Annotated in this window: 21 protein-coding genes; 9 read left to right on the plus strand and 12 right to left on the minus strand. The window is 44.7% G+C overall.

Annotated elements, in window-relative coordinates; all coding sequences use genetic code 11:
* Positions 1–26: 26 nt before the first annotated feature.
* The gene (locus MKX38_RS05585; RefSeq protein ID WP_003245421.1) at positions 27–926 is read right to left on the minus strand and encodes an SDR family oxidoreductase; all 900 of its coding nucleotides are present in this window, start codon (positions 924–926) and stop codon (positions 27–29) included.
* 216 nt (positions 927–1142) lie between these two features.
* Between MKX38_RS05585 and MKX38_RS05590 the strand changes: the two genes are divergently transcribed.
* Positions 1143–1412: an excalibur calcium-binding domain-containing protein gene (locus tag MKX38_RS05590; protein ID WP_017695342.1), complete on the plus strand. Its 270-nt coding sequence runs from the start codon at positions 1143–1145 to the stop codon at positions 1410–1412.
* A gap of 43 nt (positions 1413–1455) precedes the next feature.
* Here MKX38_RS05590 and MKX38_RS05595 read toward each other — a convergent pair whose 3' ends face one another.
* The 3 genes from MKX38_RS05595 to MKX38_RS05605 form a co-directional block, all read right to left on the minus strand.
* Positions 1456–2925: a sodium:solute symporter gene (locus MKX38_RS05595; protein ID WP_015252422.1), complete on the minus strand. Its 1470-nt coding sequence runs from the start codon at positions 2923–2925 to the stop codon at positions 1456–1458.
* A complete protein-coding gene (locus MKX38_RS05600) occupies positions 2922–3122 on the minus strand; it encodes a DUF3311 domain-containing protein (protein WP_003224377.1) in 201 nt (66 codons plus the stop codon). Before MKX38_RS05600 ends, MKX38_RS05595 begins: the two co-directional genes overlap by 4 nt.
* 207 nt (positions 3123–3329) lie before the next feature.
* Positions 3330–3692 carry a hypothetical protein gene (locus MKX38_RS05605; protein WP_024571727.1) on the minus strand — a complete coding sequence of 121 codons (363 nt, stop codon included), beginning with the start codon at positions 3690–3692 and terminating at the stop codon, positions 3330–3332.
* A gap of 150 nt (positions 3693–3842) precedes the next feature.
* Between MKX38_RS05605 and MKX38_RS05610 the strand changes: the two genes are divergently transcribed.
* From MKX38_RS05610 to MKX38_RS05625, 4 genes are all read left to right on the plus strand, one after another.
* Positions 3843–4466 carry a VTT domain-containing protein gene (locus MKX38_RS05610; RefSeq protein ID WP_010886465.1) on the plus strand — a complete coding sequence of 208 codons (624 nt, stop codon included), beginning with the start codon at positions 3843–3845 and terminating at the stop codon, positions 4464–4466.
* A 1-nt stretch (position 4467) separates the two neighbouring features.
* Positions 4468–4974 (plus strand): signal peptidase I, encoded by a 507-nt coding sequence (lepB, locus tag MKX38_RS05615; protein WP_003233128.1) that lies wholly within the window; start codon positions 4468–4470, stop codon positions 4972–4974.
* Positions 4975–5153: 179 nt separating this feature from the next.
* Positions 5154–6653: a monooxygenase gene (locus MKX38_RS05620; RefSeq protein ID WP_116315430.1), complete on the plus strand. Its 1500-nt coding sequence runs from the start codon at positions 5154–5156 to the stop codon at positions 6651–6653.
* A gap of 76 nt (positions 6654–6729) precedes the next feature.
* Positions 6730–7257 carry a MarR family transcriptional regulator gene (locus MKX38_RS05625; protein ID WP_015252419.1) on the plus strand — a complete coding sequence of 176 codons (528 nt, stop codon included), beginning with the start codon at positions 6730–6732 and terminating at the stop codon, positions 7255–7257.
* Between the two features lie 147 nt (positions 7258–7404).
* Here the strand turns inward: MKX38_RS05625 and glcP are convergent, their stop codons facing one another.
* The 4 genes from glcP to ntdA form a co-directional block, all read right to left on the minus strand.
* Entirely contained in the window at positions 7405–8610 is a 1206-nt protein-coding gene (gene glcP, locus MKX38_RS05630) for a glucose/mannose transporter GlcP (RefSeq protein WP_015252418.1), read from the minus strand.
* A 71-nt stretch (positions 8611–8681) separates the two neighbouring features.
* Positions 8682–9722 (minus strand): glucose-6-phosphate 3-dehydrogenase NdtC, encoded by a 1041-nt coding sequence (gene ntdC / locus MKX38_RS05635; protein WP_339188906.1) that lies wholly within the window; start codon positions 9720–9722, stop codon positions 8682–8684.
* 13 nt (positions 9723–9735) lie between these two features.
* Complete coding sequence (gene ntdB / locus MKX38_RS05640; protein ID WP_038829164.1) at positions 9736–10584, minus strand: kanosamine-6-phosphate phosphatase; 849 nt, start codon at positions 10582–10584, stop codon at positions 9736–9738.
* The gene (gene ntdA / locus MKX38_RS05645) at positions 10556–11881 is read right to left on the minus strand and encodes a 3-dehydro-glucose-6-phosphate--glutamate transaminase (protein WP_131227291.1); all 1326 of its coding nucleotides are present in this window, start codon (positions 11879–11881) and stop codon (positions 10556–10558) included. The genes ntdB and ntdA overlap by 29 nt, the downstream gene beginning before the upstream one ends.
* 103 nt (positions 11882–11984) lie before the next feature.
* On the opposite strand from ntdA, the gene ntdR reads away from it, so the two are divergent.
* A complete protein-coding gene (gene ntdR / locus MKX38_RS05650) occupies positions 11985–12974 on the plus strand; it encodes an NTD biosynthesis operon transcriptional regulator NtdR (protein WP_041339301.1) in 990 nt (329 codons plus the stop codon).
* Positions 12975–13187: 213 nt separating this feature from the next.
* On the opposite strand, the gene MKX38_RS05655 is transcribed toward ntdR, so the two are convergent.
* Positions 13188–14342, minus strand: coding sequence for an AbrB family transcriptional regulator (locus MKX38_RS05655; RefSeq protein WP_015383286.1), 1155 nt, complete (start codon positions 14340–14342; stop codon positions 13188–13190).
* Between the two features lie 106 nt (positions 14343–14448).
* Positions 14449–15654, minus strand: a complete 1206-nt coding sequence (locus tag MKX38_RS05660) for an MFS transporter (RefSeq protein WP_042977776.1) — start codon at positions 15652–15654, stop codon at positions 14449–14451.
* A gap of 113 nt (positions 15655–15767) precedes the next feature.
* Between MKX38_RS05660 and MKX38_RS05665 the strand changes: the two genes are divergently transcribed.
* Positions 15768–17495 carry an SgrR family transcriptional regulator gene (locus MKX38_RS05665; RefSeq protein WP_339188911.1) on the plus strand — a complete coding sequence of 576 codons (1728 nt, stop codon included), beginning with the start codon at positions 15768–15770 and terminating at the stop codon, positions 17493–17495.
* A 29-nt stretch (positions 17496–17524) separates the two neighbouring features.
* On the opposite strand, the gene MKX38_RS05670 is transcribed toward MKX38_RS05665, so the two are convergent.
* Positions 17525–17851 carry a four-helix bundle copper-binding protein gene (locus MKX38_RS05670; RefSeq protein ID WP_033880479.1) on the minus strand — a complete coding sequence of 109 codons (327 nt, stop codon included), beginning with the start codon at positions 17849–17851 and terminating at the stop codon, positions 17525–17527.
* Between the two features lie 117 nt (positions 17852–17968).
* Positions 17969–18406, minus strand: coding sequence for a ferritin family protein (locus MKX38_RS05675; RefSeq protein WP_003245806.1), 438 nt, complete (start codon positions 18404–18406; stop codon positions 17969–17971).
* A 183-nt stretch (positions 18407–18589) separates the two neighbouring features.
* Here MKX38_RS05675 and addB point away from each other — a divergent pair, with 183 nt between their 5' ends.
* Both addB and addA read left to right on the plus strand, forming a co-directional pair.
* Positions 18590–22090, plus strand: coding sequence for a helicase-exonuclease AddAB subunit AddB (addB, locus tag MKX38_RS05680; protein WP_339188913.1), 3501 nt, complete (start codon positions 18590–18592; stop codon positions 22088–22090).
* Entirely contained in the window at positions 22077–25775 is a 3699-nt protein-coding gene (gene addA, locus MKX38_RS05685) for a helicase-exonuclease AddAB subunit AddA (RefSeq protein ID WP_339188915.1), read from the plus strand. The genes addB and addA overlap by 14 nt, the downstream gene beginning before the upstream one ends.
* Positions 25776–25782: the final 7 nt, after the last annotated feature.

Below are 25782 nucleotides of genomic sequence, written 5' to 3' on the forward strand. Positions count from 1 at the left end.
CCCACAGGGCAGCTCCTTTCATAAAGCTATGCCGTCGGAATTCCTCCGGTGATGCCATATACCTGAGATGTCACATAGCTTGAATTCTCTGAAGCTAGAAATACATAAACATCGGCCAATTCCACTGGCTGCCCAGCGCGATTTAATGGAGCTGGCGGCGTGCCTTGTCCGAATTTCGGGATGTTTTCCGTCGGCTGTCCGCCGGAAATTTGCAGCGGTGTCCAAATTGGTCCGGGTGCAACTGAATTTACTCTGATGCCTTTGGAAGCAAGCTGTTTTCCCAGTCCAACGGTAAAGCCGATAATGGCGTTTTTTGTTGCTGCGTAATCTAACAGCATCGGGCTTGGATTATAGCCTTCAACTGAGGTAGTTGTGATAATTGAAGCTCCCTCCGGCAAATACGGAAGCGCCGCTTTTACAACCCAGTAAAGGGAAAAGACGTTCACTTCAAATGTTTTATAGATTTGTTCAGTAGGCAGATCTTCGATGTTTTCGACCGCTTGCTGTTTGCCTGCAACGAGCGCTAGCACATCAAGTCCGCCGAGTTCGTGATGCGACTGTTTGACTAGATCTTGGCAAAAGGATTCGTCGCTCAAGTCTCCGGGGATCAGCACTGCTTTTCGGCCTTCTGCTTCAATCAGCTCTTTTACCTCTTCAGCATCTGGCTGTTCCTCGGGCAAGTAGTTAATGGCCACATCGGCACCTTCTCTGGCGTAAGCAATCGCGGCAGCGCGGCCGATACCGGAATCGCCGCCCGTGACAAGCGCTTTTCGACCCGTTAGTTTACCTGATCCTTTGTAGCTTTTTTCTCCGCAATCAGGGACAGGCTTCATGTTCTTTTGCAGGCCTGGCGGTTCTTGATATTGTTCGGGAAATTCATCATGAAAAAATGCTTTTATAGGATTCGTAAGATTTGAATCAGACATCAGCAACGCTCCTTTTCTGTTTGGTGTACATTCGTATGTGTACCCCTGAGCATAAGGAGAAAAACATGTTTTGGCAGTTTGAACACTGAAGGACCAAAGAAAACAAGAAAAAACAAAGCCTTCTTCCATATTTATCTTGTCAAATAAGACTATATGAATTATGATAAATTCGAGCTATAAACCAACTAAATATTGGGTATTGGGGAGTGAATCGTCATGAAAAAAGCGGTGGCGGTTTTGCTGTCACTCGGTCTCGTTTTCGGTTTTTCATACGGAGCTGACCATGTGGCGGAAGCCAAAACAAAGGTGAAGGTCTATAAGAACTGCAAGGAGTTAAACAAAGTATACAAAGGCGGGGTGGCCCGCACATCGAAGGTGAAAAACAAAGGCGGAAAAACGAAGTACAAGCCTTACGTCTCTAAGGCGCTTTATGATGCCAATAAAAATAAAGACCGCGATAAAGATCTTATCGCCTGTGAACGTTAAACAAGAAAAAGCAATCTGATGACCAGATTGCTTTTTCTATTGCTTAAGCCGCCTGATCGGCCGCAGCGCTTTTCGCCTTCCTTGTCATAAGGCTGACTGCCATCATGACCGTGATATTCAAAAGCAGGGCGACGATGCCGACATTCAAGTCTTTTGCGGCTTGCGGCAGAGCCGGAAATAAAGTGCCGATCGTCGTTTCCGTCATTGTAATATAAGTAACTGCTCCGACACCTGCAATAATGCCGGCGAAGGCTCCTTGCTTTGTTACCATATTATGCTTGAACAGGCTGAACAAAAGGGCGGGGAATAGCTGTGTGACAAGGCTGTAGCCCATCAAAAGCAGCGTAACGATGGTATTCCCGCCTTTGAAGGTAAAATACACCGAAATCAGCGCAATCACCGGCACTAAAAACTTAGCAAGAGCCGATACCTGTTGTTCTGTCGTGCGGGGCGCGATTACCTTGTACACATTTTTTGCAAACAGCGTGGAGGCGGACATTAAGATCATAGACCCTGGCACAAGTGCTGTCAGCAGTCCGGCAGCACCGATAATTCCGACAAACCAAGGGTCAAATGCTTGCAGAGACAGTCTCAAAAGCGACAAATCCCCGTCTGCGCCATTCAGATCTGGAACTTGCAGGATAGCCGCAAAGCCAACGAAAAGGACGAAGAGCAGGACCAGCTGGTACAAAGGCATGATGATGGCGTTTTTACGAAACACTTTTGGGTTTTCGGCTGAATACGAAGCGGAAAACGTGTGAGGCCACATGTAAAACCCGAGCGCTGTCAAGAGTACGGTTGAACTGAACCAGGCCACACTTTGTCCCGATTCGGGGAGCGTAAGAAAGCCAGGCTTTGCCGTTTCAATCTGCTGAAACATGTCTTGAAATCCGCCGTAGTAATGAATTGGCAAATACACACCTAAAAACAGAACGACAACCAGAATCATGATGTCCTTCACAACCGATATCCAGGCAGACCCGTGAATGCCTGAAACCATAACATAAACCGTGATGGAAACAGCGCCGATCCAGATGGCAGCGGTCGGGGTGATTTTGCCGTACGAGGTTTCCGATACAATCAGCCCGAGGCCTTTCAGCTGCAGTACAAGATAGGGAATGAGTGCGGCGATGCCGACCAGTGAAACGAGAATGCCAAGCAGCGGACTGTTGTATTTTTTTGTGAAAAAATCAGACTGCGACATCAGTTTATGCTGTTTCGCGTACGTCCAAACTGCTGGAAGAAGCCAGTAAGAAAGGATGTAGGCCAGACATCCGTAGGCGATGATATAAAAGGCTGGACCGCCTTTTCCGTAGGCCCAGCCGCTGCCGCCGAGAAACGTAAAAGTAGTATAAATTTCGCCTGCCATCAAAAGGAAGACGAAAACAGTTCCGAAGCCGCGCCCTCCGACCGTCCACTGCTCCAGGTTCATGTCTTTTCCTTTTTGGGCGCGTATACCGAGAAAAATACTCAAGAGCAGGACACCGAAGATGATGATGAGAGCTGCATTCATTCTGCTTCCTCCTTTTTATTTTCCTTGTCGAGGACATACACAATCGCCATCAGCGCAGAGGTCAAAAGAGCCCACATCACAATATAGGCAAGAATAAACGGCATGCCGAACACATAGGGGGTCACCTTATTTGCAAAAGGGATGCCGAGTAAGATTCCGATAAAGGGCAAAGCGGCAAGAACGTGAATCAGTTTCATAGAATCCTCCTTCTATTTAGGAATGGGGTGTACAAGCCCAAGCGTACTGAAAATGATGTCGCAGATATGGCAGCACATGTCATTTTTTGGCGTGAAAGGCTGTGGTTCGAATTATAAATAAATTTATTTTGTTTGTATAGTGTGAATTGTCTGAAATTAATGCTCTGAATCGCCCGAAGAGGGAACGGGCAGTATGATTCAAAAGGCTCAGAGTCTGTTTGGGGCAAATAGATAGTATGTTAATAATTCGCTGACCTGCTCACGGATTCGCGGATTAAAATAGCGGTGGTTTTCTTCATAACCGTCGATGACAAATGTATAGAGTGTAAAGGCCTCATCGCGTTCCGTCTCGCGGATTGCAATTTTTCTTTTCCTCAGTTCTTTTCTGACCTCCATCAAATCCTTTTGTGCTATTTTTAATGATTCGCTGATAAGCTGTTTATAAGGATGCTTCAATTTTAATGTGCTTTCTTCAATTCCGGCGAGATCACGGTTAAAAATCGTAATGGCCATGGGCAAAAAGAGAGCCCGTTCAATTAAATCGTATATTTCCTCCTGCAGATTTGGCATGTTGACTCCTTCTTTCTAAGGGAACGTTTGTTCTATTTGTATTCTATATCGGCTGGTGAAATGTTTCAAGCAGAAAAAATCACCAAAACTTTTTAGTTTTCTGCTGATAATGTGTAGAATAAGGATAGACAAACCCGGTAAGGAGTATAAATGTTGGAGCATTTTTTATCCTATTTGACACAAGAACATTTAACTGAATTATTTCAAAGCTATAGGGCTTTCGGTCCGCTCATTGCTGTGCTGCTGCCTTTAATTGAAGCATTTCTCCCGTTTTTGCCGCTGATCGTGTTTGTGGTGGCGAATACGAACTCGTTTGGCTTGTGGGAAGGATTCATCCTGTCCTGGGCGGGATCAACTGCTGGTTCCATTCTCGTATTTTTGATTGTCCGTCAATACGGACAGAGAAAATTGCTTGGATTTATCCGCAGTCATCCGTCTGTCAGAAAGCTGATGTTATGGGTGGAAAGACACGGCTTCGGTCCCATGTTTCTTCTGCTTTGTTTTCCATTTACACCGTCAGCCGCGGTGAATGTTGTTGCCGGTTTGTCAAGAATCGGAACGCGGCCGTTTATTTTGGCGGCAGCCTCGGGGAAGCTTGTCATGATTTTTATGATCAGCTTCATCGGATATGATCTGCACGCGCTGATTACACAGCCGATTCGAACGGTCATCGCCGTATTGGTGATCACTGTCTTATGGTATGTCGGCAAAAAGGTGGAGCGGTATCTGCATGTAAGAGCCAGTCAGCGTGAGCATGATGGAGGGAGACAGTAACATGAAAAAACGGTTTTGGTTTCTTGCCGGTGTAGTGTCCGTTGTTCTCGCCATTCAGGTTAAAAATGCTGTCTTTATTGATTACAAGGTAGAAGGCGTCAGTATGAACCCGACCTTCCAGGAAGGAAACGAATTGTTGGTCAATAAATTTTCGCATCGATTTAAAACCATCCATCGTTTTGACATCGTCCTTTTTAAAGGCCCTGATCATAAAGTGCTGATTAAACGGGTAATCGGCTTGCCCGGTGAAACGATCAAATATAAAGATGATCAGCTGTATGTGAACGGAAAGCAGGTTGCTGAGCCATTTTTGAAGCATTTGAAATCTGTTTCTGCCGGCAGCCATGTAACGGGTGATTTTTCTTTGAAAGATGTGACGGGAACAAGCAAGGTGCCGAAAGGAAAATATTTTGTCGTTGGAGATAATCGCATATACAGCTTCGACAGCCGGCATTTTGGTCCGATAAGAGAAAAAAATATTGTCGGTGTGATTTCTGATGCCGAATAAAAAGACGCTAATTGAAGAGGCGTCTTTTTGTATGCCGTTTGGAAAAATGTGTTGAAGAAAAATTTGTAAGGAGCTATAATCAAAATTGTTACCTATGTAACAAAATTTATATATTTTTTGATTAGAGGGCTGTTTTTATTGGTTTTTGTTCGTTTTTCATGAAACAAAAGGAGTGGTGAATGATGATGAAATATGAAGCAGTGATTATAGGAGGAGGGCCGGTTGGATTTATGCTGGCTTCTGAGCTTGCGATGGCCGGAGTGGGAACATGTGTGATTGAACGGCTTGAAAAACCTGTTCCGCATTCCAAGGCATTGACGTTGCATCCCCGAACGCTGGAGCTCCTTGAGATGAGAGGGATTTTAGAGCGGTTCGTATCCAAGGGAAGCAAGATACCCTCCGGACATTTTTCAATGCTGGGTACCCGTCTGGATTTTTCAGGCTTGGATACGAGCTGTCCTTACACGCTTTTGCTTCCGCAGTCCAAAACAGAAAAGCTTCTTGAAGATCATGCACGAAGCCTGGGAACAGAGGTGTTTCGGGGTGCAGAGGCGCTGGCGGTTACGCAAAACGGGAAAGCGGTCCAAACGATTTTTAAGGATCGGGACGGCAGTGTACGGACGATCACAAGCAAGTTTGCCGTTGGGGCAGATGGCGCCGGAAGTACCGTCCGGAAACAGGCAAAAATTGAGTTTCCGGGAACAGACAGCACTGTCACCGCTGCGCTTGGGGATGTGGCGCTCCTTTCTCCGCCGCCGTCAGGCGTGCTGTCCCTTTGCACAAAAGAGGGCGGTGTTATGATTGTTCCGTTATCTTCAGACCGATATCGTGTCGTTGTGATCAGCCCTTATCGCACGCAAACGCCGAAAGATGTGCCTGTGACTGAGGAAGAGCTGAAAGCTGACCTCCTGCGAATTTGCGGAACTGACTTTGGTTTAAGCGACCCTTCGTGGATGTCGCGGTTCGGGAACGCCGCGCGCCAAGCGAAACGGTATCGGGACGGCAGAATCTTTCTTGCGGGTGATGCCGCGCATATTCATTTTCCGGCGGGCGGGCAAGGACTGAATGTCGGCCTTCAGGATGCGATGAACCTTGGGTGGAAGCTGGCGGCGGCCATCAAAGGCTCTGCGCCTTCATGGCTTTTGGACAGCTACCATGACGAGCGGCACCCGGCAGCTGAAGGGCTCCTGAGAAACACGGAGGCACAGACAAAGCTGATCGATTTCACTCAAGCAGGCCTCCATTTGCGAAGCATGATGTCGGAGCTGCTGGCCTTCCCTGATGTGAATCGATATGTAGCGGGGCAAATTTCTGCGCTCGATGTCAGATATGAAGCTGATCGTACCATGCCGCCGAATCGTTTGAACGGGGCAAGGCTCCCTGACATGGAACTGATTCTTTCCGACGGCAATTCGGAACGGCTGTACAGCTTTCTCCAAAACGGGACATTCGTTTTGCTGTCATTGAGGCAGGAAGCTGATGATCATATCGAAGTGAAAGGCTTACGTACGGTAACCGCCTCGCTTGCAGAACCGAATGAAAAGTTGCGGGATGTGCATACCATATTGATTCGTCCCGATGGACATGTAGCCTGGGCGGTGGATGCCTCAGCGCCCGATTGTACCGAGGTGATTCAAAAAGGAATCAGCCGCTGGTTTTCCGTCACCAGCCGAGTATAATTCAATTCGATTGTTTCATCTGTAACAAAACGGTATGATAGAAGAAACAATCGAATGAAAAAGGATGGAAAACCCGATGAACACAGATCATACAAAACGCAATCTTTTTGAATTGTATGCGGAGCTCATTCATCAGCAGGAGAAATGGGAGGGGCTTATTAAAGCCTTTTTATCTGACGAATTGAGGAAGCTGGATGTAGAGCACGGGAGTAAATCTCAATTGACGATGACAGAAATTCATGTTCTATCTTGTGTCGGGGACAATGAACCAATTAATGTCACGTCGATAGCAGAAAAAATGAATACGACAAAAGCGACTGTATCACGCATCAGTACAAAATTGCTCGGCGCAGGCTTCCTTCACAGAACACAGCTCAGCGATAATAAAAAGGAGGTCTACTTCCGATTGACGCCTGCTGGAAAAAAGCTGCACAGTTTGCACAAATATTATCATCAGAAGGCTGAACAGCGTTTTCTGTCATTTTTTGACCGCTATACCGAGGAAGAGATTCTTTTTGCGGAACGGCTGTTTCGGGATCTGGTGACAAAATGGTACCCGTCGTCAGAAGAAATTGAAGAGGGGCTTCCTAGCATTTTTAAATAAAAAAACACGCACTGCGGTGCGTGTTTTTCGCGTTTCTTCCTTCTTTTTCAAGGCTGTAACGTAAATCAGTTTTCCTCTTGAAGAGATGTTCAGGAATTTGCACTGCTTATACGATATGTCTATTAGTATCTTTATTTTATACGTTTTTTACTGTGTTTTTGATGCTTTGTTTTCAAGTGAAATAGGGTCTTCTGTTTTAGTTCTCCTAATCTTTACAGAAATACCTACTAGAATGACCGCCATAGTTGTAAATATTCCCATGGTTAATAAGATCGTATCCTGGTTTAAACTCCATCCAATTAAGAAAGAGATGATCGCTCCTCCGAAACTTGCCGAAGCAATAAATAAACTTGTAACTTCGTCAACGTACTTCTGAATAATGATTGATGCTAGTGTTAAAGCAATGGGAAATATGCCCGCTATACTTAGGCCAATCAAAAATGTACCACCCAATTGAAGTATTGGGTTACTTATATAAGAGAAGGCAATCAACAAAACAATTAAACAACTACAGCTAAAAAGGAGGTATTTAGAAAAATCAAGCCTTCTACTTACTAAACCAATCAATATTCTTCCTATGATGATCCCTACCCAGAAAAAGGAGACACTTATAAGACTAATTTGTTCATTGTCTTGGTTTATCATGATTGAAGGTAAAAAGTTGGCAAAATTTGTTTCGATTCCAGCATATAGGAAAGCAAAAAATACAAAAAAGCCTAATTGCTTTGATTTTTTTCTATCTCCTATAAAGTATTGAAATGCTCCTCCGTCTGGAAAGGTCACTTGTTGGTTGGCATTCTTAGCGTACTTTCGGTTCTTGGACAAGAAAATTAACCACCCTACGAATAGGACGAATAAAAAGGTGAATATACAGTAATACGGTAAAAACCAGTTATTGATATCTATGAAGGAATTAATTAATAATGGGAAAGATAAAGCGCCTAATCCAAAGAGAACTTCCAGCTTACTCATTTTTTCTGCATTACTTTCGAAATTAGCAATAACAAATGAACCAACTGTCGTTTCTAATGTGCCTGCCCCATATCCTAAGAGAAAAGCCATTACAACAATATAATACCAATCCTTGGTTAGAAAAAAGATACTTAACGCTACAAGCATTATTGTCAAAGCTAAAGTAAGTGTCCTAAAATGACTGTATTTCTTAATCATTAAAGGTGCGATTAATACTCCGCTTAGAAATCCGGTAAACTGGAAGAAGATTATGACCGAAATATCATCTGTTGTCTTGTTAAAAGCCTCTAATAGAAATGGCGTCAAACTCCCTGTTGATATATGGATAATACCTACTGTAAAAAAGAAAGCATATCCAAATAAATATGTCCCTCTTAACATTCATTACACCCCTATATGAAAAAGCAGGAAAATAAATTCCTGCTTTTTTAGTAACTTCTCTCTTTGAAATACTAGTTGACTGCTGAAACAGACATTGGTTGAGAGTTGCTGTCTTTCTCAAAGAACATTTCTAATACTTCCTGAGATCTAAAACCATCACTAAAAGAAGGGATCTCAACCCAATCATTCTGAGTTGATGCAATCCAATTGATTAACTCGCTTCTAAAAGAATCAGCCCATCCATAAAACTCGTTTGGCGGATCGTTTAATAGGCTTTGCGGTACTGGGCAGTCTACCACGTTCAAGCCATCTATGAGCTTGTAAACGTGAGGATTACCTGTGTGGTATTTAAACTCTTTTTTGTGTCCAACTACCTCAATGCTAAAACCACAGTCTTCAGGTACAGAACATTTTGATGTGATGATATTTACAAATACCTTGTTCTTCAGCTGGCCATAAATTTCTGCATAGTCATCTACGAGTACCTGTTTATCCTCTTTTGTTTTTACATTTGTGTTCATTTTTGCCCTTACTGATTCTGTGATGAAATCACTCTCAAACAAATACCATACCATGTCAATAAGGTGAATACCCAGATCCCCCAATGATCCACTCGTCTTCTTACTGTTAGCGTCATCTCTCCAAGTAAACTTCTTACGCCTAAGTGCACTATTTTTCTTGAAGTGTACTTTTATGGACAGTATGTTACCTAATTCATTATTGATAATTAAGCTTTTTAAGATATTTACGTAAGATAAATATCTATAATTAAATCCCATACTAGCTCTTACGCTCAACCTTTCAGCGGTATCTTTCATTATGCTTGCTTCTTCAAGAGAAATAGCCATAGGCTTTTCACACAAAACATGCTTATGTTTTCCTAATGCTTGCAAAGCATGTTCTTTATGGCAAAAGTTTGGTGATGCTACAATTAAACCTTCTGAGGCATCTGCGTTTTCAAATGACTTCCCGCCGAAAGTTTTCACAAAGCTTTCCGCATTTTGTTGATTTATGTCATATACCCCTACTAACTCTGCATTTTTTATTGTAGATAAAGCAGTTGCATGCGCTCTTGCAATACCACCTGCACCTATGATGCCTATCTTCTTCATTTTTATTTCCTCCTCATGATCCAATTAATTTTTTTAAGGTATTAGTAATTCCTTTTGAGTACTCACTATCAGTTATAAGGTGGTGCAAGTTTTTGGCTTCCTGTGTTGCATTTTTTAGCAGATATCCATTCCCTACTGTCTGTAACATACGAACATCATTTCCACTATCCCCAAATGCGATAGCTCTTTCGGTATTTAGGTTGTATTTCTCTAACATAAACGTTACAATTTCATTCTTTCCTGTCCCTATGGGGATAAAATCTACATCATAGCTGTCTTCTGGATCGCCTGCTAAGGGATTACACCGATTTATATTTACTGAAACGCCGTATTCTTCGCAGATTTTTTCAATAGCTAATAGGTTTTTCTTGTCGTTTATTTCATCTTGTTCCTGATAGTAGAAGTTATGCTTATACCGTGACTTTCCTAATTGAGTTTGAGGATTCAAAAGAATGTTATGATTTTCATGTAGCTGTTTCACAAGTTTTTCAACCTTTTCTTTACTAAACCCTTCATTTATGCGACTGTTCCACTTGTTATCTTGCTGACCGAAGTTATGCTCTGAAAAGTACGTAATTTCAGTTCCAAGATCACTAGCTATAAAATGCGGAAAATATCTAAATTTTCCTCGTCCCATTTTATCGAGAATAGATTCTATACTGCTCCCAGTAACCCATCCGATTATTAGCTCCCCATCTTTACTTTTTTGTTCTAGGTAGTCTTCGAGTTCATAAATGTCTTGTTGTTTTTGTTCGTCGATTGTATGCGGAAAATACGTTTCATCAAAATCACAAAAAACAATATACTGAGGATGTTCAACCGTGGATAACGTTTTATACTCCGATTTCTTGCTTAATAACATGAAACAGTCCCTCCATTACTCTGTCTTGTTCTTCTAAAGTAAATGACGGATATAAAGGCAAATGCAGTACCTGACTATGAGCCTTTTCCGTATGAACCAATTGGAGTCCTGCATACTTGTCCTGTACTAAAGGAGTTTTTTGCATATGAGACAGTATTGGATAATATACATCTGTTTGAACACCAAAATCTTCATTTAATTTAGTCATGATATCTGCCCTATCTTCTGTTCTTACCTTAATAGGAAACAGATGCCATACATGATCTTCACTTAATTCTGGTAATTCAATATAGCCTTTATTCTGCAACTCTGCTAATTGGGTAATGTATCTATCCGCCAAGAACAGTCTTTTGAAGTTGTTTAATGAAAGGTACTTCATTCTCTCTAAACCAATTGCTGCCTGTAAATTGTCCATTTTTGAATTAAATCCAAAATTGATGACTTTCTTATTTTTCACATTTACTTCAAAACCATGATAACTAAATTGAATGCATTTTTTAGCGAGTTCTTCATTATCAGTTGCTATTGCCCCAGCCTTGCCACATACACCAAAATTCTTATAGGGATTAAAACTTAATGTAGTGATGTCTGCATACTTTCCTAAGTCTGTCAGTCCAATTCCTTGGCAGGCATCTTCAATTACTTTTAATTTATAACGATTTGCGATTTGACGGATATGCTGCATGTCTGAATGTTTTCCGTATAAATGCACAGGTAGAATAAACTTTGTATAAGGAGTTATTGCTTCTTCAATTTTGTCAGGATCGATGCAGAATGTTTGTGGGTTAATATCTACATAGATAGGAACGCCTCCCAAAGCTAACACAGCATTTTCAGTAGCTGAAAAGCTATTAGCCGGCATGATAACTTCATCCCCTGGGTTTAACCCTAAAGCCAATAAACCTATCATAATAGCATCGGTTCCACTGCTGGTTGCAATTACATACCTTTTATGTAAATATGTAGATAAAACTTTTTCGAATTGCTCTAAATAGGGGCCACTCGTAAATTTTCCAGTTGGCAAAACTTCAGTTAATGTATTTAAGATATCTTCCACTTCATCATTGGTTATTAATCTGTCTACAGGCAAAAAAGGGACTTTACTGATTTCACGATTTTTTTGATAGTTGAAAAGGTCATGTTCAATATCTATCTTTTCTTTTAATACTTGTTTCCACCGCTCGTTTACAATACTGTCTTCAATAACAAGTTCTTTTCCTTGTACGTCACCTTTTAAGTGTTTTAATAGTGACATGTTTTCTTTGCTTTTACCTGAAATCTTAACCTGTTTTTGCATGAACAGTACCTCCAATGATTTTATAATCTAAAAATTTATTACAAATTTATCCTAATTTCTGAAATCGGTAACATGTCAACAACTTTTTTAAGGAAGGGAAAATATGCCTACAATTGATGAAATAGCAAAATTATGCAATGTGTCTAAAACCACAGTGTCAAGAGTATTGAATAATCATCCGTATGTGTCGAAAGAAAAAAGAGATATGATCTTAAAGGCAATTAACGAACTTGACTACACTCCCAATTATTTAGCTCGGAATTTTAGGAGAAATAAGACTCAAACGATAGCTTTATCGGTTCCGAGTATCGACCATCCATTTTTTGCTCAATTAATAAAAGGGGTCTCTCATGAAGCACTGTTTAAGAATTACAAGGTAATTGTATTTCAGACCTTTTATGACAAACAGACGGAGCTAGAATTATTAGAGTTATTGAAACATAAAGAAGTGGATGGCATTATTCTTGGAACTTTAGAAAATGAATGGGATCAGATATCCCCTTTCTTAAAGTATGGTCCTATCTTATTATGTAATGAATATCATCACTCAGCGGACATCACGATAATTGGGTATGATGAATTTGAAGCTACATACATGGGGGTAGTACATTTAATTGAAAGAGGGCATGAAAAAATTGGGTTTTGTTTTGATACTCCATATAGCGAAGCTCAATGTCAGAGGAAAGAGGGTTACTTGAAAGCTTTACAAGATTACAATTTACATCATAGAAGCGAATGGATATTCGGCGAAATGTTTAATATCGAGGATGGCTTTCGTGTTTTTCATAAGATAAAGGATCTAAAGGACAGACCCTCAGCAATATTTACAGGAAATGATCAAGTCGCCGCAGGGATTATTAAACAGGCGATGAAAAATGGCTTTAAAGTTCCAGAAGACTTAGCTGTAATTGGTTTTGACAACCAATTGATCTGCCAAGTCGTTACTCCGACCATAACAACAATTGATATCCCCGTAATAGAATTAGGCCAACAGGCTGTGTTGAAAATCATCGAGTCCATTTCGGGTAATGCCACTTTAAACAGAAGAATTATTAAACTGCCAACAAAGCTTATTATAAGAGAATCAACGTAACGATAGATTTCCCTTTATCATTTTATATCTTTATATAAGAAAAAGAGGTTATTCATTTTAACCTCTTTTTCAATCGTAAGTCGTCAATTATTTCTTTCATTTCATCCTCTGGCAGCACTCACTTCAAATCTGATCCATTAACAACGAAATATCCGCTTATATTTCCCCATCTCGATGGTTTGCGAATTAAAAGTTCTTGAAGCCTTTTTTCAACTAGGCATTACTGCCGCTGATTGAGCTCTTTTTGTCTTTTTTTTCACCATGAAGATGGTGAAGCAGGCGATAAAACGGCGGCAGCAGGGCAATAACCAGAATGACGCGAATGACCTGAACCGCAACGACAAAGGTGGAATCAGCATGTAAGGTAACTGACGTCGTCGCCATCTCTGCAATCCCGCCGGGCGCAAATGCCAGAACAGAAGTGATGAGCGAAATTCCTGTCAGCTCGGAAACGATCACGGCGCTCAAAAACATTGCTGCGATTAAACCGACGGACGAGACAAACCCGACGATGATAATACGGGTGACGCCGGCAAACATGCTTTTGTACATCTTAGAGCCGATCGTTGCCCCGAGAAATACTTGTGATACATGGTTAGCTTGTGACGGCCACCATGCCGTCATGTCGTGCCCTGTCACCGCAGCTCCGCCAACATGTACAATTGCTACACCGAGCATGCTGCCGAGCAGCCATGGAGCTGGAAATTTTAAAAATTTTGCAGCTTTGCAAGCTCCCCAGGCAGCGAGAATAAGAATGACGGTCCACAAAACGGGAGCGAGCCTAAAATCTGTCGTTGCAGAAGAAATTGTCTCTGCTGCGGCACTTGCGGTACGATCTTGTTTTGTATAGATCAGAATGACTAAAAACGGAATGGAAAGCACCACGAGCAGCACACGCATCATTTGAACGAGGCTGACTATAGCGGTATTGGCGCCTACTTCCTGTGCGATGCTCGGCATGGCGGAAAGTCCGCCGGGAGCGGTGCCGACAAAGCTAGTCATCATATCCGTTTTGCTGAAACGCCAAAGCACATATCCTGACAGCATGGCCAGCAGGATAGACAATATCAGCATAACGCCGACTGAAAACCAATGGTCTTTGAGAACAGAGAGAACGGATAAATTCAGCTTTTGGCCCAATTCGATGCCGAGGATCATCTGCCCGAGGGCGAGCCATCGTCGGTTAATTCCTTTTTGGTCTGGTGCCATCATCAGCCATGCCGGCCGTATCATGGCGAGGCAGCAGGCGACAATCAGTGTTCCGATCATCCATCCAATTGATATTCCGGTTAATGAAAGAATAAACCCCCCGGCTGCACTGATTGCGATAAACCATAGATCTTTGAGGAGATTTTCGTCTTTCTTCAATGTAAAACCCTTCTTCCTTTTTCACGTAACACTCCAATTGTTCACGTAGTGAATGTATTTATTACTATAGTATATTTTTGTTGATAAAGAAATTATGAATTATTTTCTATAAGCGATTCACTTTTCTTATGACCTTGTGTTCGAGCTTTTCTATTGTGTAAGTCAGAGATAAACCCGCTGCCAGCAGACACACGGCAAGAGCGTAAAAAATCACTTCTCCTCCAAATGATGTCAGGATCAGCCCGCCTGCCAGCGGTCCGATTGAGCGGGATATATCCCAATGCAGACCATAGACAGCATAAAACCGGCCCAGCAAATGAGGCGGCGCCAATTTTGATATGAAGGTCTGGATGTGGGTTAGCCCGATGCTTTCGCCAACCGTCATCACCGCTGCCGTCACTAAAAGCATTGTCAGAGAGGTTGAGCATGCAAAGCCGGCTGCCGCAAGGGAGTAGCAAATATAAGTAATGAAGAGGATCGTTTTCATTGAAAGCTTTTCGGTCCCTTTGACAAGAGGTACTTGGAGAACACAGCTGAATAAAGCTTTTGCTGCTGAATAGATGGTCAGCATGGACAGATAATCAGAAAACATGTTTTTGCTGAACAGCCTGTATGTTGTTTCTGTTTGTGCATATAACATGCTGATGGGGAGAGAAAGCAGCAAAAGAAGCAGGACAGGCCTGTATATCATAAAGCTCGCGGATATTTTCGGGGTAACAGCTGGGTGCAGCGGCTTTGTCTCAGGCAGTTTCAGTGCAGCGATCAGAAAGTAGATAAACAATGCCGCAGCATCTAATGCGAATATCCACACGGGGTTATGATTGTACAGAAGCATCCCCACTAGCGGCCCTGCCGTCAGACCCGCCGAATAGATCGCATTGATGATCGCAAACACTTCCGAACGTCTGCTTTCCGGCGTGCTTTCAGCGATTTGGGCGCGGGAAGCGGGAATGTACAACGATCTTCCAATGCCATTCATGACATAGAGAATAGCGAAAACATACGCATGCTCAGCAAATACAAACCCTGTCATTGCCGCTGATTGAAGAAGCAATGCGGTCAAAATCGCTGTGCGCCGCCCAATCCGGTCCGCCGCCTTTCCTGCAGCGAGCGTCAGGAAAATATCAGCAAATGGCTGAAGGCTGATGATCAGCATTGGTATCATGATACTGCCGTTTAATTGTTCATGCAGATACAGCACCATAAAAGGTCCCATCATTGCACCTGTCAGGCTTGTCAGCAATTCGCCGAAAAAGCGGAGCCGAACGGGAGCGGTATATCTCGATTTTATAGAGTGAAAACTGGTCAACATGTGATCGCCGCCTTTCGCTGTTTGATATAGTAGTAGTGTATAGAAGGGGCGGCGGCCCAAAAAGTGAAGAAAAGAAGAGATAAAAGTTCCCCTTTTGTCGGGAGGTGCGGGGATTGAAGCTGATAGAGCACTACGTGGCGCTTGTAAAAACAGGCTGCGCCGAGTATGGGCAAATGAACGAAATGACGCTTACTGAGATTGCCGACTGTTTATTTTGTACAGAAAGAAATGCAAAGCTCATTTTACATAAGCTGGAGAACAGCAATTGGATTATCCGGGAAAGCGGGGCGGGGCGCGGCCGCAAATCTAAAATCGCGTTTCTTCGGAGGCCTGAGGAACTGCTTCTTCAAACTGCAAAGGAATATACCATGTCAGGAAAGCTTAAAAAGGCAAAGGAGCTGCTTCAGCAGTATCAGTCCGCGTTTCCAGGGCTTCAAAATGAATATAACATGTGGCTTTCAGAGGTATTCGGATTTGTGATGGAGACAGGCGAGAATGGGGCGAAGGATGTCCTGCGGCTGTTCATCACGCCTGAATCTGTCAGCAGTTTGGATCCATGCCAAATATTTTTGCGGTCTGAGGGCCATTTCGTCAAACAGATATTTGATACACTCTTTACGTTTGATTCGGATATGCAGGAGCCAAAGCCTCATTTGGTTCATGGATGGGAAGAGGTCGAAAAAAAACAATGGAGATTTTTTCTTCGAAAAGGTGTGTCATTTCATAATGGACAGCAGCTGACATCGCGGGACGTTGCATTTACGTTTCAGCGCTTTTTGGAACTGGCTGACAACCCGTATAAATGGCTTCTGCACGGAGTGAAACAAGTCTTAGAAAAAGGCCCTTATTGTGTGGAGCTCATACTCGATAAGCCGAATGCGCTTTTGCCGTATGCTCTTTGTGATGAACGGCTGTCCATACTGCCGGCAGAACAGGGCGGCGGGAAAAATGGAACAGGGCCTTTTCAGGTGAATCAGCAACACAGCGGGATGCTTGTGCTTGAAGCCAATGAGCGCTACTTCAAGGGACGCCCCTATTTGGATCGCGTTGAGTTTGTGTTTTCTGAGCAAGCCGGAGAGATGAACGGTTTTACCATTCAAGAAAAACAAACATGTCCTGAGCAGCAAACTGTTTTTGATGAGCGGCATGTTCAGTATTTGTCGCTCAATCTGAAAAAGAAGGGGCCTCTTCAGCACCGAAGCTTTAGAAAAGCGCTCCGGCTGCTGATTTCCTCTGAACGGCTCGTTCGTGAAGCGGGAGGGCACCGAAGAATCCCGGTTACGTCCTTTTTGCATCCGAGTCCTTTTGAGTGGGAGGGCGTTTCGCCATCTGAATTGTTGAAGAAAAGCGGATACGAGGGCGAAACAATCGTGCTTTATACCTTTTCGGAAACGGATCATCGTGAGGACGCCGAATGGATTCAAAATATTTGCGCCCAGCACGGTATCAGGCTTACACTTCAATTCTGTGATGCTGCTGAACTGCGACGGCCGGAAATCGTGCAGATGGCGGATATCATTCATGACAGTGCGACGTTTTATCAAGACAGCGAGTTTGGTTTTCTGCATTTGCTGCTGTCGGAGAACAGTTTCTTGTATCAGCATCTATCTGAAAAGTTGACACAGATTTGCTCAGGAATGACAGAGCAGATGTTTTCCATGCCTGACCGCTGTTCGAGAATCAACATCCTGCGTGACATTGACCGGCAGATGATACAGGAGCTGAATGCGATCCCGCTGTATCAAAATGTGCTGCAGGTGACATCAAGTAAAAATGTAAAAGGCCTGGTGCTTGATGAAGAGGGATGGATTGATTTGTACTCCGTATGGCTGTCCAAATAAAAAGAGGGTTCTTTTTTGAACCCTCTTTTTTACGCTGCCATGCTGCGGCATTGTTCAGCACAGGTGAAGCAGGCTTTCGCACATGCTTGGCAATGATCATGATCGTGCTTTCCGCATTCAGTGCCGCATGCTTCACAAATATCGGCGCAAAGTGCACAAATTTCTTTCATAAACGGGCTGTCCGTTTGCATGGCTTTGACCGCCAGCGCGCAAATATCCGCGCATTCCCTGTCAAGCCGGATGCAGCCGCTGAGATGATGCTGCACGCTTTCTTGCAAGCATTTAGTGAAACAATGATTGCAAGCCTTCATACAATCGATGCAAGCCTCAATACAAGCTTCAGAATATTGCTCCATGGTTGATTCCCCCTGTATGACAGTATATGGTTTTATGTTTCCCGGCTGCATTTGAAAAAAACAGGGGAGTGTGTTTTTAGCTAAGGGGATATGTACATATACCCTGAACGGGTATATCTAACGTTCCATCAGATAGTATAGGAACCAGACAGCGTGATTTTGTTCATCACGTGCTGCGCGCGTAAAGACGCCTTTCGCTTTTAAGTTTGACGTTTCCTCGGCCGCACGCAAGTAAAAGTCGACGGTTTCTTGTTCATCTTTAAAAGCGGCATCCAGTCCTCTTGTGAAATTGTCCGGGCATTCTTCCGTTTGTTTCGGCATGATGTGTTTGCCGGTAATTGAACCATACAGTGTGGAAAATTCACGGAGGTGGCGAATCTCGTCACGCCTGATTTCTTCAATCTGTTTTCTGACCTCATCGCTGTGGGCGAGTTCGGCAAGCTTGCGGTAACATTGAATGGCACTGAATTCTCCGTTGATGGCCTTCTGCAAATTCCGAATCAAAACAGGATCCTCCCTGTATGGCACCGGATAGGGATAGTAGCTGTAATGCAAGGGGATTCAACTCCATTCTTAGGAATTGGGCTTCTGTAAAAGTATATGTTGGGCAGGGAGAGATGTGCGGAGATAATCAGCTTTTTATATGTGAAAAGGCCGTTTTTACCAATAGATCAGATTGGTCATTTTCGTCAACATTCGATAAAATATATAGAGATAAAAAGAGAGGGGTCTTCTAATTTGGGAGCAGAGTTTTTAGTAGGCAGGTCCGGGAGTGGAAAAACGAAGCTGATCATCGACAGCATTCAGGATGAATTGCGCCGGGCTCCATTCGGGAAGCCGATCATTTTTCTAGTCCCGGATCAAATGACGTTTTTAATGGAATACGAGCTTGCTAAAACGCCAGATATGGGCGGGATGATACGCGCTCAAGTGTTCAGTTTTTCACGATTGGCCTGGCGCATCCTCCAGCATACGGGAGGAATGAGCAGGCCGTTTCTGACGAGCACCGGCGTACAAATGCTCCTGCGGAAGCTCATTGAGGAGCATAAACAGGAGTTCAAAGTCTATCAAAAAGCGAGTGACAAAAGCGGGTTTACCGCACAGGTTGAGCGGATGCTGACAGAGTTTAAGCGCTATTGTCTGGAACCGGAGGATATCCGCCGGATGGCGGAAAGCGGAACGGCTTCCGAGTATCGCGGAGAACGTGTTTTATCTGAAAAGCTCCATGACTTATCAATTCTGTATCAGCAAATGGAAAAAAGCCTCGCAGATCAATATCTTCACTCTGAGGATTATTTGACATTGCTGGCAGAGCATATCCCGCTTGCGGAAGATATAAAAGGCGCCCATATCTATGTGGATGGCTTTTATCAGTTTACCCCGCAGGAATTCAGGGTGTTGGAGCAGCTTATGGTTCATGCGGAGCATATCACGTTTTCGCTCACAGCGGACAAGCCGTCATATGAGCGGGAGCCGCATGAACTGGAATTGTTCAGAATGACGGGGAAAACCTATTACCGCCTGCATCAGAAGGCGAAGGAACTGAATTTGGACATTACGTATAAAGAGCTGAGCGGGACTGAGCGGCATACAAAGACGCCGGAATTGGCGCATCTAGAGGCACAGTATGAAGCGCGTCCGGCCGTTCCATACGCAGAAAAACAAGAAGCCCTTACTGTGATGCAGGCCGCAAACAGACGAGCTGAGCTGGAAGGCATTGCTCGGGAAATTCACGCCCTAGTCAGAGAGAAGGGATATCGCTATAAGGATGTAGCAATTCTTGCGCGCCAGCCGGAAGACTACAAGGATATGGTGAAGGAAGTTTTCGCAGATTACGAGATTCCTTATTTCATTGACGGAAAAGCATCTATGCTGAACCATCCGTTAATTGAATTTATCCGGTCAAGCCTTGATGTTCTGAAAGGGAATTGGCGTTATGAAGCGGTGTTTCGCTGCGTGAAAACCGAACTGCTATTCCCGCTCAATGAACCGAAGGCCAAAGTGAGAGAACAGGTCGATCAGCTCGAAAATTACTGTATCGCCTATGGTATTAAAGGCGACCGCTGGACAAAGGGCGATCGTTTCCAATACAGGCGTTTTGTGTCATTGGATGATGATTTTGCACAGACTGATCAGGAAATCGAAATGGAAAACATGTTGAATGACACCCGCGATTGGATTGTTCCGCCGCTTTTTCAGCTTCAAAAACGCATGAAAAAAGCGAAGACGGTTCAAGAGAAGGCAGAGGCGCTCTATCGTTATTTAGAAGAGACGGATGTGCCGCTGAAGCTGGATCAGGAAAGGCAGCGTGCTGAGGATGACGGCAGAATCATTGAAGCGCAGCAGCATCAGCAGGCGTGGGACGCAGTCATTCAGCTGCTTGAGGAGTTTGTTGAAATGATGGGAGATGATGAGATTTCTCTTGATTTGTTTCAGCAAATGATAGAAGCCGGCGCGGAGTCGCTTACGTTTTCTCTAATTCCGCCTGCGCTTGACCAGGTGTTTGTCGGCAATATGGATTTGTCCAGAATGTATGGCACCTCCTGCACCTTTGTGCTCGGGGCAAACGACGGCGTTCTGCCGGCACGGCCTGATGAAAATGGGGTCCTGTCGGATGATGACCGGGAATGGCTGAAAACGATTGGGGTTGAGCTATCCTCAGGCGGACGGGAGCGTTTGCTTGATGAGCACTTCCTCATCTACATGGCGTTTTCAAGTCCGTCTGACCGGCTTTACGTATCGTATCCGATTGCTGATGCGGAAGGAAAAACGCTTTTGCCGTCGATGATCGTTAAGCGGCTGGAAGAACTGTTTCCGCATCATAAGGAGCGCCTGTTAACAAATGAACCTGAACAGGTCAGCGATGAGGAACAGCTGATGTATGTTGTGAATAAAAGCGTGGCACAGTCCTTTACCGCGAGCCAGCTCAGGTTATGGACTCGGGAATACGACATCAGCGACGTCTGGTGGAGCACGTACAATGTGCTGATGAGTGAGCAGGACAGGCTGCAATCGAAAAAGCTGTTCTCAAGCCTGTTTTTCCGGAATGAAGTGAAGCAGCTTGAACGCAGCGTGTCGAGACAGCTCTATGGTGAACGCATTCAGGGCAGTGTATCGAGAATGGAAACCTTTAACGCGTGTCCGTTTTCCCATTTTGCGTCACACGGGCTGCATCTGAAGGAACGGCAATTCTTCAAGCTTGAAGCACCGGATATCGGCCAGCTGTTTCATTCCAGCTTAAAGCTGATTTCAGACAGGCTGCGTGAGAAAAAGCTGGATTGGCGCGATTTAACGAAAGAGCAATGCGAGCTGTTTTCCTATGATGCGGTAGAGCGGCTGGCACCGAAACTGCAAAAGGAAATTCTGCTCAGCTCAAACCGGCATTATTATGTGAAGGAAAAACTGCAAAAAATTGTGACACGTGTATCCGGCATTTTAAGCGAGCATGCGAAAGCGAGCGGATTCGTACCGATCGGGCTTGAACTGGGCTTTGGAGGAAAAGGGCCGCTTCCGCCGCTGACCTTTCAACTGAAAAACGGCTGTACGATGGAACTCGTCGGGCGAATTGACCGTGTTGATAAGGCTGAAAGCTCAAAAGGCCTGCTCCTCAGGATTGTCGATTATAAATCAAGCGACAAAGGCCTTGACTTAGCGGAAGTATATTACGGATTGGCACTGCAAATGCTGACGTACCTTGATTTATCGATTACACATTCAGCTGACTGGCTCGGGATGAGGGCGACGCCTGCCGGAGTGCTGTATTTCCACATTCATGACCCGATGATTCAATCTAATCTCCCGCTTGGGCTTGACGAGATTGAACAGGAGATCTTTAAGAAATTTAAAATGAAGGGCTTGCTCCTCGGTGATCAGGAAGTGGTTCGCCTCATGGATACAACCCTTCAAGAGGGACGGTCAAATATCATAAACGCCGGCTTGAAAAAAGACGGATCTCTTAGATCAGACTCGGCAGCAGTCGGTGAAAAGGAATTTGATCTTTTGACAAAGCATGTGCGCCGCACCTTCCAGGAAGCGGGCGAACAAATCACCGACGGACGCGTATCCATTGAGCCGTACAAAATGAAGAACAAGACGCCGTGCACATACTGTGCGTTCAAATCAGTATGCCAATTTGATGAATCACTGGAAGAAAACGAGTATCGCCCATTAAAGGCTGAAAAGGACAAGACAATACTTGAGTGGATAAAAAAGGAGGCGGATGGCAATGAACATTCCTAAACCGGCAGACAGCACATGGACAGATGACCAATGGAATGCCATTGTTTCAACCGGCCAGGATATTCTTGTGGCAGCGGCTGCGGGTTCTGGTAAAACCGCTGTGCTCGTTGAACGAATGATTCGGAAAATCACCGCGGAGGAAAACCCAATAGATGTAGACCGTCTTCTCGTTGTGACATTTACAAACGCCTCAGCGGCAGAGATGAAGCACCGAATCGCAGAAGCCTTGGAAAAAGAGCTTGTACAGCGCCCCGGCTCGCTGCATATTAGACGCCAGCTGTCTCTTTTAAACCGGGCCAGCATTTCGACGCTCCATTCCTTTTGCCTGCAAGTGCTGAAGAAATATTACTACTTGATCGATCTTGATCCGGGCTTTCGGATAGCTGATCAGACGGAAGGCGAGCTGCTCGGGGATGAAGTGCTTGACGAGCTGTTTGAAGACGAATACGCAAAGGGCGAAAAGGCGTTTTTTGAGCTTGTTGACCGCTATACGACAGACCGGCATGATCTGGATCTGCAATTTCTCGTTAAACAGGTGTACGAGTATTCCCGATCCCATCCCAACCCGGAGGCGTGGCTGGAAAGCTTTGTTCATTTGTATGATGTATCAGAAAAGAACGCCATCGAGGAGCTGCCGTTTTATCAATATGTCAAAGAAGATATTGCAATGGTGCTTAACGGGGCGAAGGAAAAGCTCTTGCGCGCGCTTGAGCTGACGAAAGCGCCGGGCGGCCCGGCGCCGCGTGCTGACAATTTTCTTGATGATCTTGCTCAGATTGATGAACTGATTCAGCATCAGGAGGATTTCAGTGAACTATATAAGCGGGTGCCCGCCGTCTCTTTTAAGCGTGCCAAAGCAGTAAAAGGGGATGAGTTCGATCCAGCGCTCCTTGATGAGGCGACAGATTTGAGAAACGGCGCAAAAAAACTGCTTGAAAAGCTCAAAACCGACTACTTCACGCGAAGTCCTGAACAGCACTTGAAAAGCCTAGCCGAGATGAAGCCTGTCATTGAAACGCTCGTACAGCTTGTCATCAGCTATGGAAAACGATTCGAAGCTGTGAAACAGGAAAAATCAATCATCGATTTTTCTGATTTGGAGCATTATTGTTTAGCGATTTTGACAGCTGAGAATGACAAAGGTGAACGTGAGCCGAGCGAGGCTGCAAGGTTTTATCAGGAACAGTTTCATGAAGTGCTCGTTGACGAATATCAGGATACCAACCTCGTGCAGGAATCGATTCTGCAGCTCGTCACAAGCGGGCCGGAGGAGACTGGTAACCTGTTTATGGTAGGAGATGTCAAACAGTCGATTTATCGATTCAGGCTTGCCGAGCCGCTTCTTTTCCTCTCTAAATACAAACGGTTTACAGAGAGCGGAGAAGGCACGGGGCGGAAAATCGATTTAAATAAAAATTTCCGAAGCCGGGCTGATATTTTAGACAGCACAAACTTTTTATTTAAACAGCTGATGGGCGGCAAAATCGGTGAGGTCGATTATGACGAGCAGGCTGAGCTGAAGCTTGGTGCAGCGTATCCGGACAATGACGAGACGGAAACAGAGCTGCTGCTGATCGACAACGCAGAAGATACGGATGCAAGCGAGGAAGCAGAAGAGCTTGAAACCGTGCAGTTCGAGGCCAAAGCCATCGCTAAGGAAATTCGCAAGCTGATTTCATCGCCATTTAAGGTGTATGACGGAAAAACGAAAACACATCGCAATATTCAATACCGGGATATCGTGATTTTGCTCCGCTCCATGCCTTGGGCTCCGCAAATCATGGAGGAGCTGAGAGCACAGGGCATACCGGTTTACGCCAATTTGACGTCAGGCTATTTCGAAGCGGTCGAAGTCGCCGTCGCGCTTTCTGTGCTGAAGGTAATCGATAATCCGTATCAGGATATACCGCTTGCCTCTGTGCTGCGCTCACCGATTGTCGGAGCAGATGAAAACGAGCTGTCTTTGATCCGGCTTGAAAATAAAAAAGCGCCATACTATGAGGCGATGAAAGACTACCTGGCTGCTGGTGACCGGAACGATGAGCTTTATCAAAAGTTAAATACGTTTTACGGACATCTGCAAAAATGGCGCGCGTTTTCGAAAAACCACTCAGTATCTGAGCTGATTTGGGAAGTGTACCGCGACACCAAATATATGGATTATGTCGGCGGGATGCCGGGCGGAAAACAGCGCCAGGCCAATTTGCGTGTTCTTTATGACAGGGCGCGTCAATATGAATCAACGGCATTTCGCGGCTTGTTTCGTTTCCTGCGGTTTATCGAACGCATGCAGGAGCGGGGCGATGATCTTGGTACGGCGAGAGCGCTCAGCGAGCAGGAGGATGTTGTCCGCTTAATGACGATCCACAGCAGCAAAGGGCTCGAATTTCCAGTCGTGTTTGCAGCAGGTCTCGGCCGGAATTTCAACATGATGGATTTGAACAAATCGTACCTGCTGGATAAGGAGCTCGGATTTGGCACGAAGTATATTCATCCGCAATTACGCATCAGCTATCCGACACTTCCGCTCATTGCGATGAAGAAAAAAATGCGCAGGGAGCTGCTGTCAGAGGAATTGCGTGTTCTCTATGTTGCATTAACGAGAGCGAAGGAAAAGCTGTTTCTGATTGGCTCATGTAAGGATCATCAGAAACAGCTTGCAAAATGGCAGGCATCCGCGTCCCAAACTGATTGGCTTCTGCCAGAATTTGACCGCTATCAGGCGAAAACGTATCTAGATTTCATCGGGCCGGCTCTTGCCAGGCACAGAGACTTGGAGGATTTGGCTGGTGTGCCAGCACACGCTGACATCTCAGATCACCCGGCTCGTTTTGCCGTTCAAATGATCCATTCCTATGATTTGCTTGATGATGATCTGGAAGAAAGAATGGAAGAAAAAAGCGAGCGCCTAGAAGCGATCCGCCGAGGTGAACCAGTTCCCGGCTCGTTTGCGTTTGATGAAAAAGCCCGCGAGCAGCTGAGCTGGACATACCCGTATCACGAGGTGACGCAAATTCGGACAAAGCAATCGGTTTCTGAGATCAAAAGAAAAAGAGAGTACGAGGATGAATACAGCGGCAGGGCCCCTGTAAAACCGGCTGATGGAAGCATTCTGTACAGACGTCCCGCTTTTATGATGAAAAAAGGCCTGACAGCGGCAGAGAAAGGGACTGCCATGCATACGGTTATGCAGCATATCCCGCTGTCACATGTGCCGTCGATAGAAGAAGCTGAGCAGACGGTTCACAGGCTTTATGAAAAAGAGCTTCTCACTGAAGAACAAAAAGACGCTATTGATATAGAAGAAATCGTGCAATTTTTCCATACAGAAATCGGCGGACAGCTGATCGGCGCTAAGTGGAAGGACCGGGAAATACCATTCAGCTTAGCGCTTCCGGCCAAGGAGATCTATCCTGATGCACAGGAGGCGGATGAGCCGCTTTTAGTGCAGGGTATCATTGACTGTCTCTATGAAACTGAGGGCGGATTATATCTATTGGATTATAAGTCGGACCGGATTGAGGGCAAGTTCCAGCATGGATTTGAAGGAGCGGCCCCGATCTTGAAGAAACGATATGAAACGCAAATTCAGCTGTACACGAAGGCAGTGGAGCAAATTGCAAAAACAAAGGTAAAGGGATGTGCGCTTTATTTCTTTGACGGAGGGCACATTCTGACATTATAGCGGGATC

The sequence above is a fragment of the Bacillus sp. FSL M8-0025 genome (genome assembly GCF_037975475.1).
GTDB classification, from domain to species: Bacteria; Bacillota; Bacilli; order Bacillales; family Bacillaceae; genus Bacillus; species Bacillus subtilis.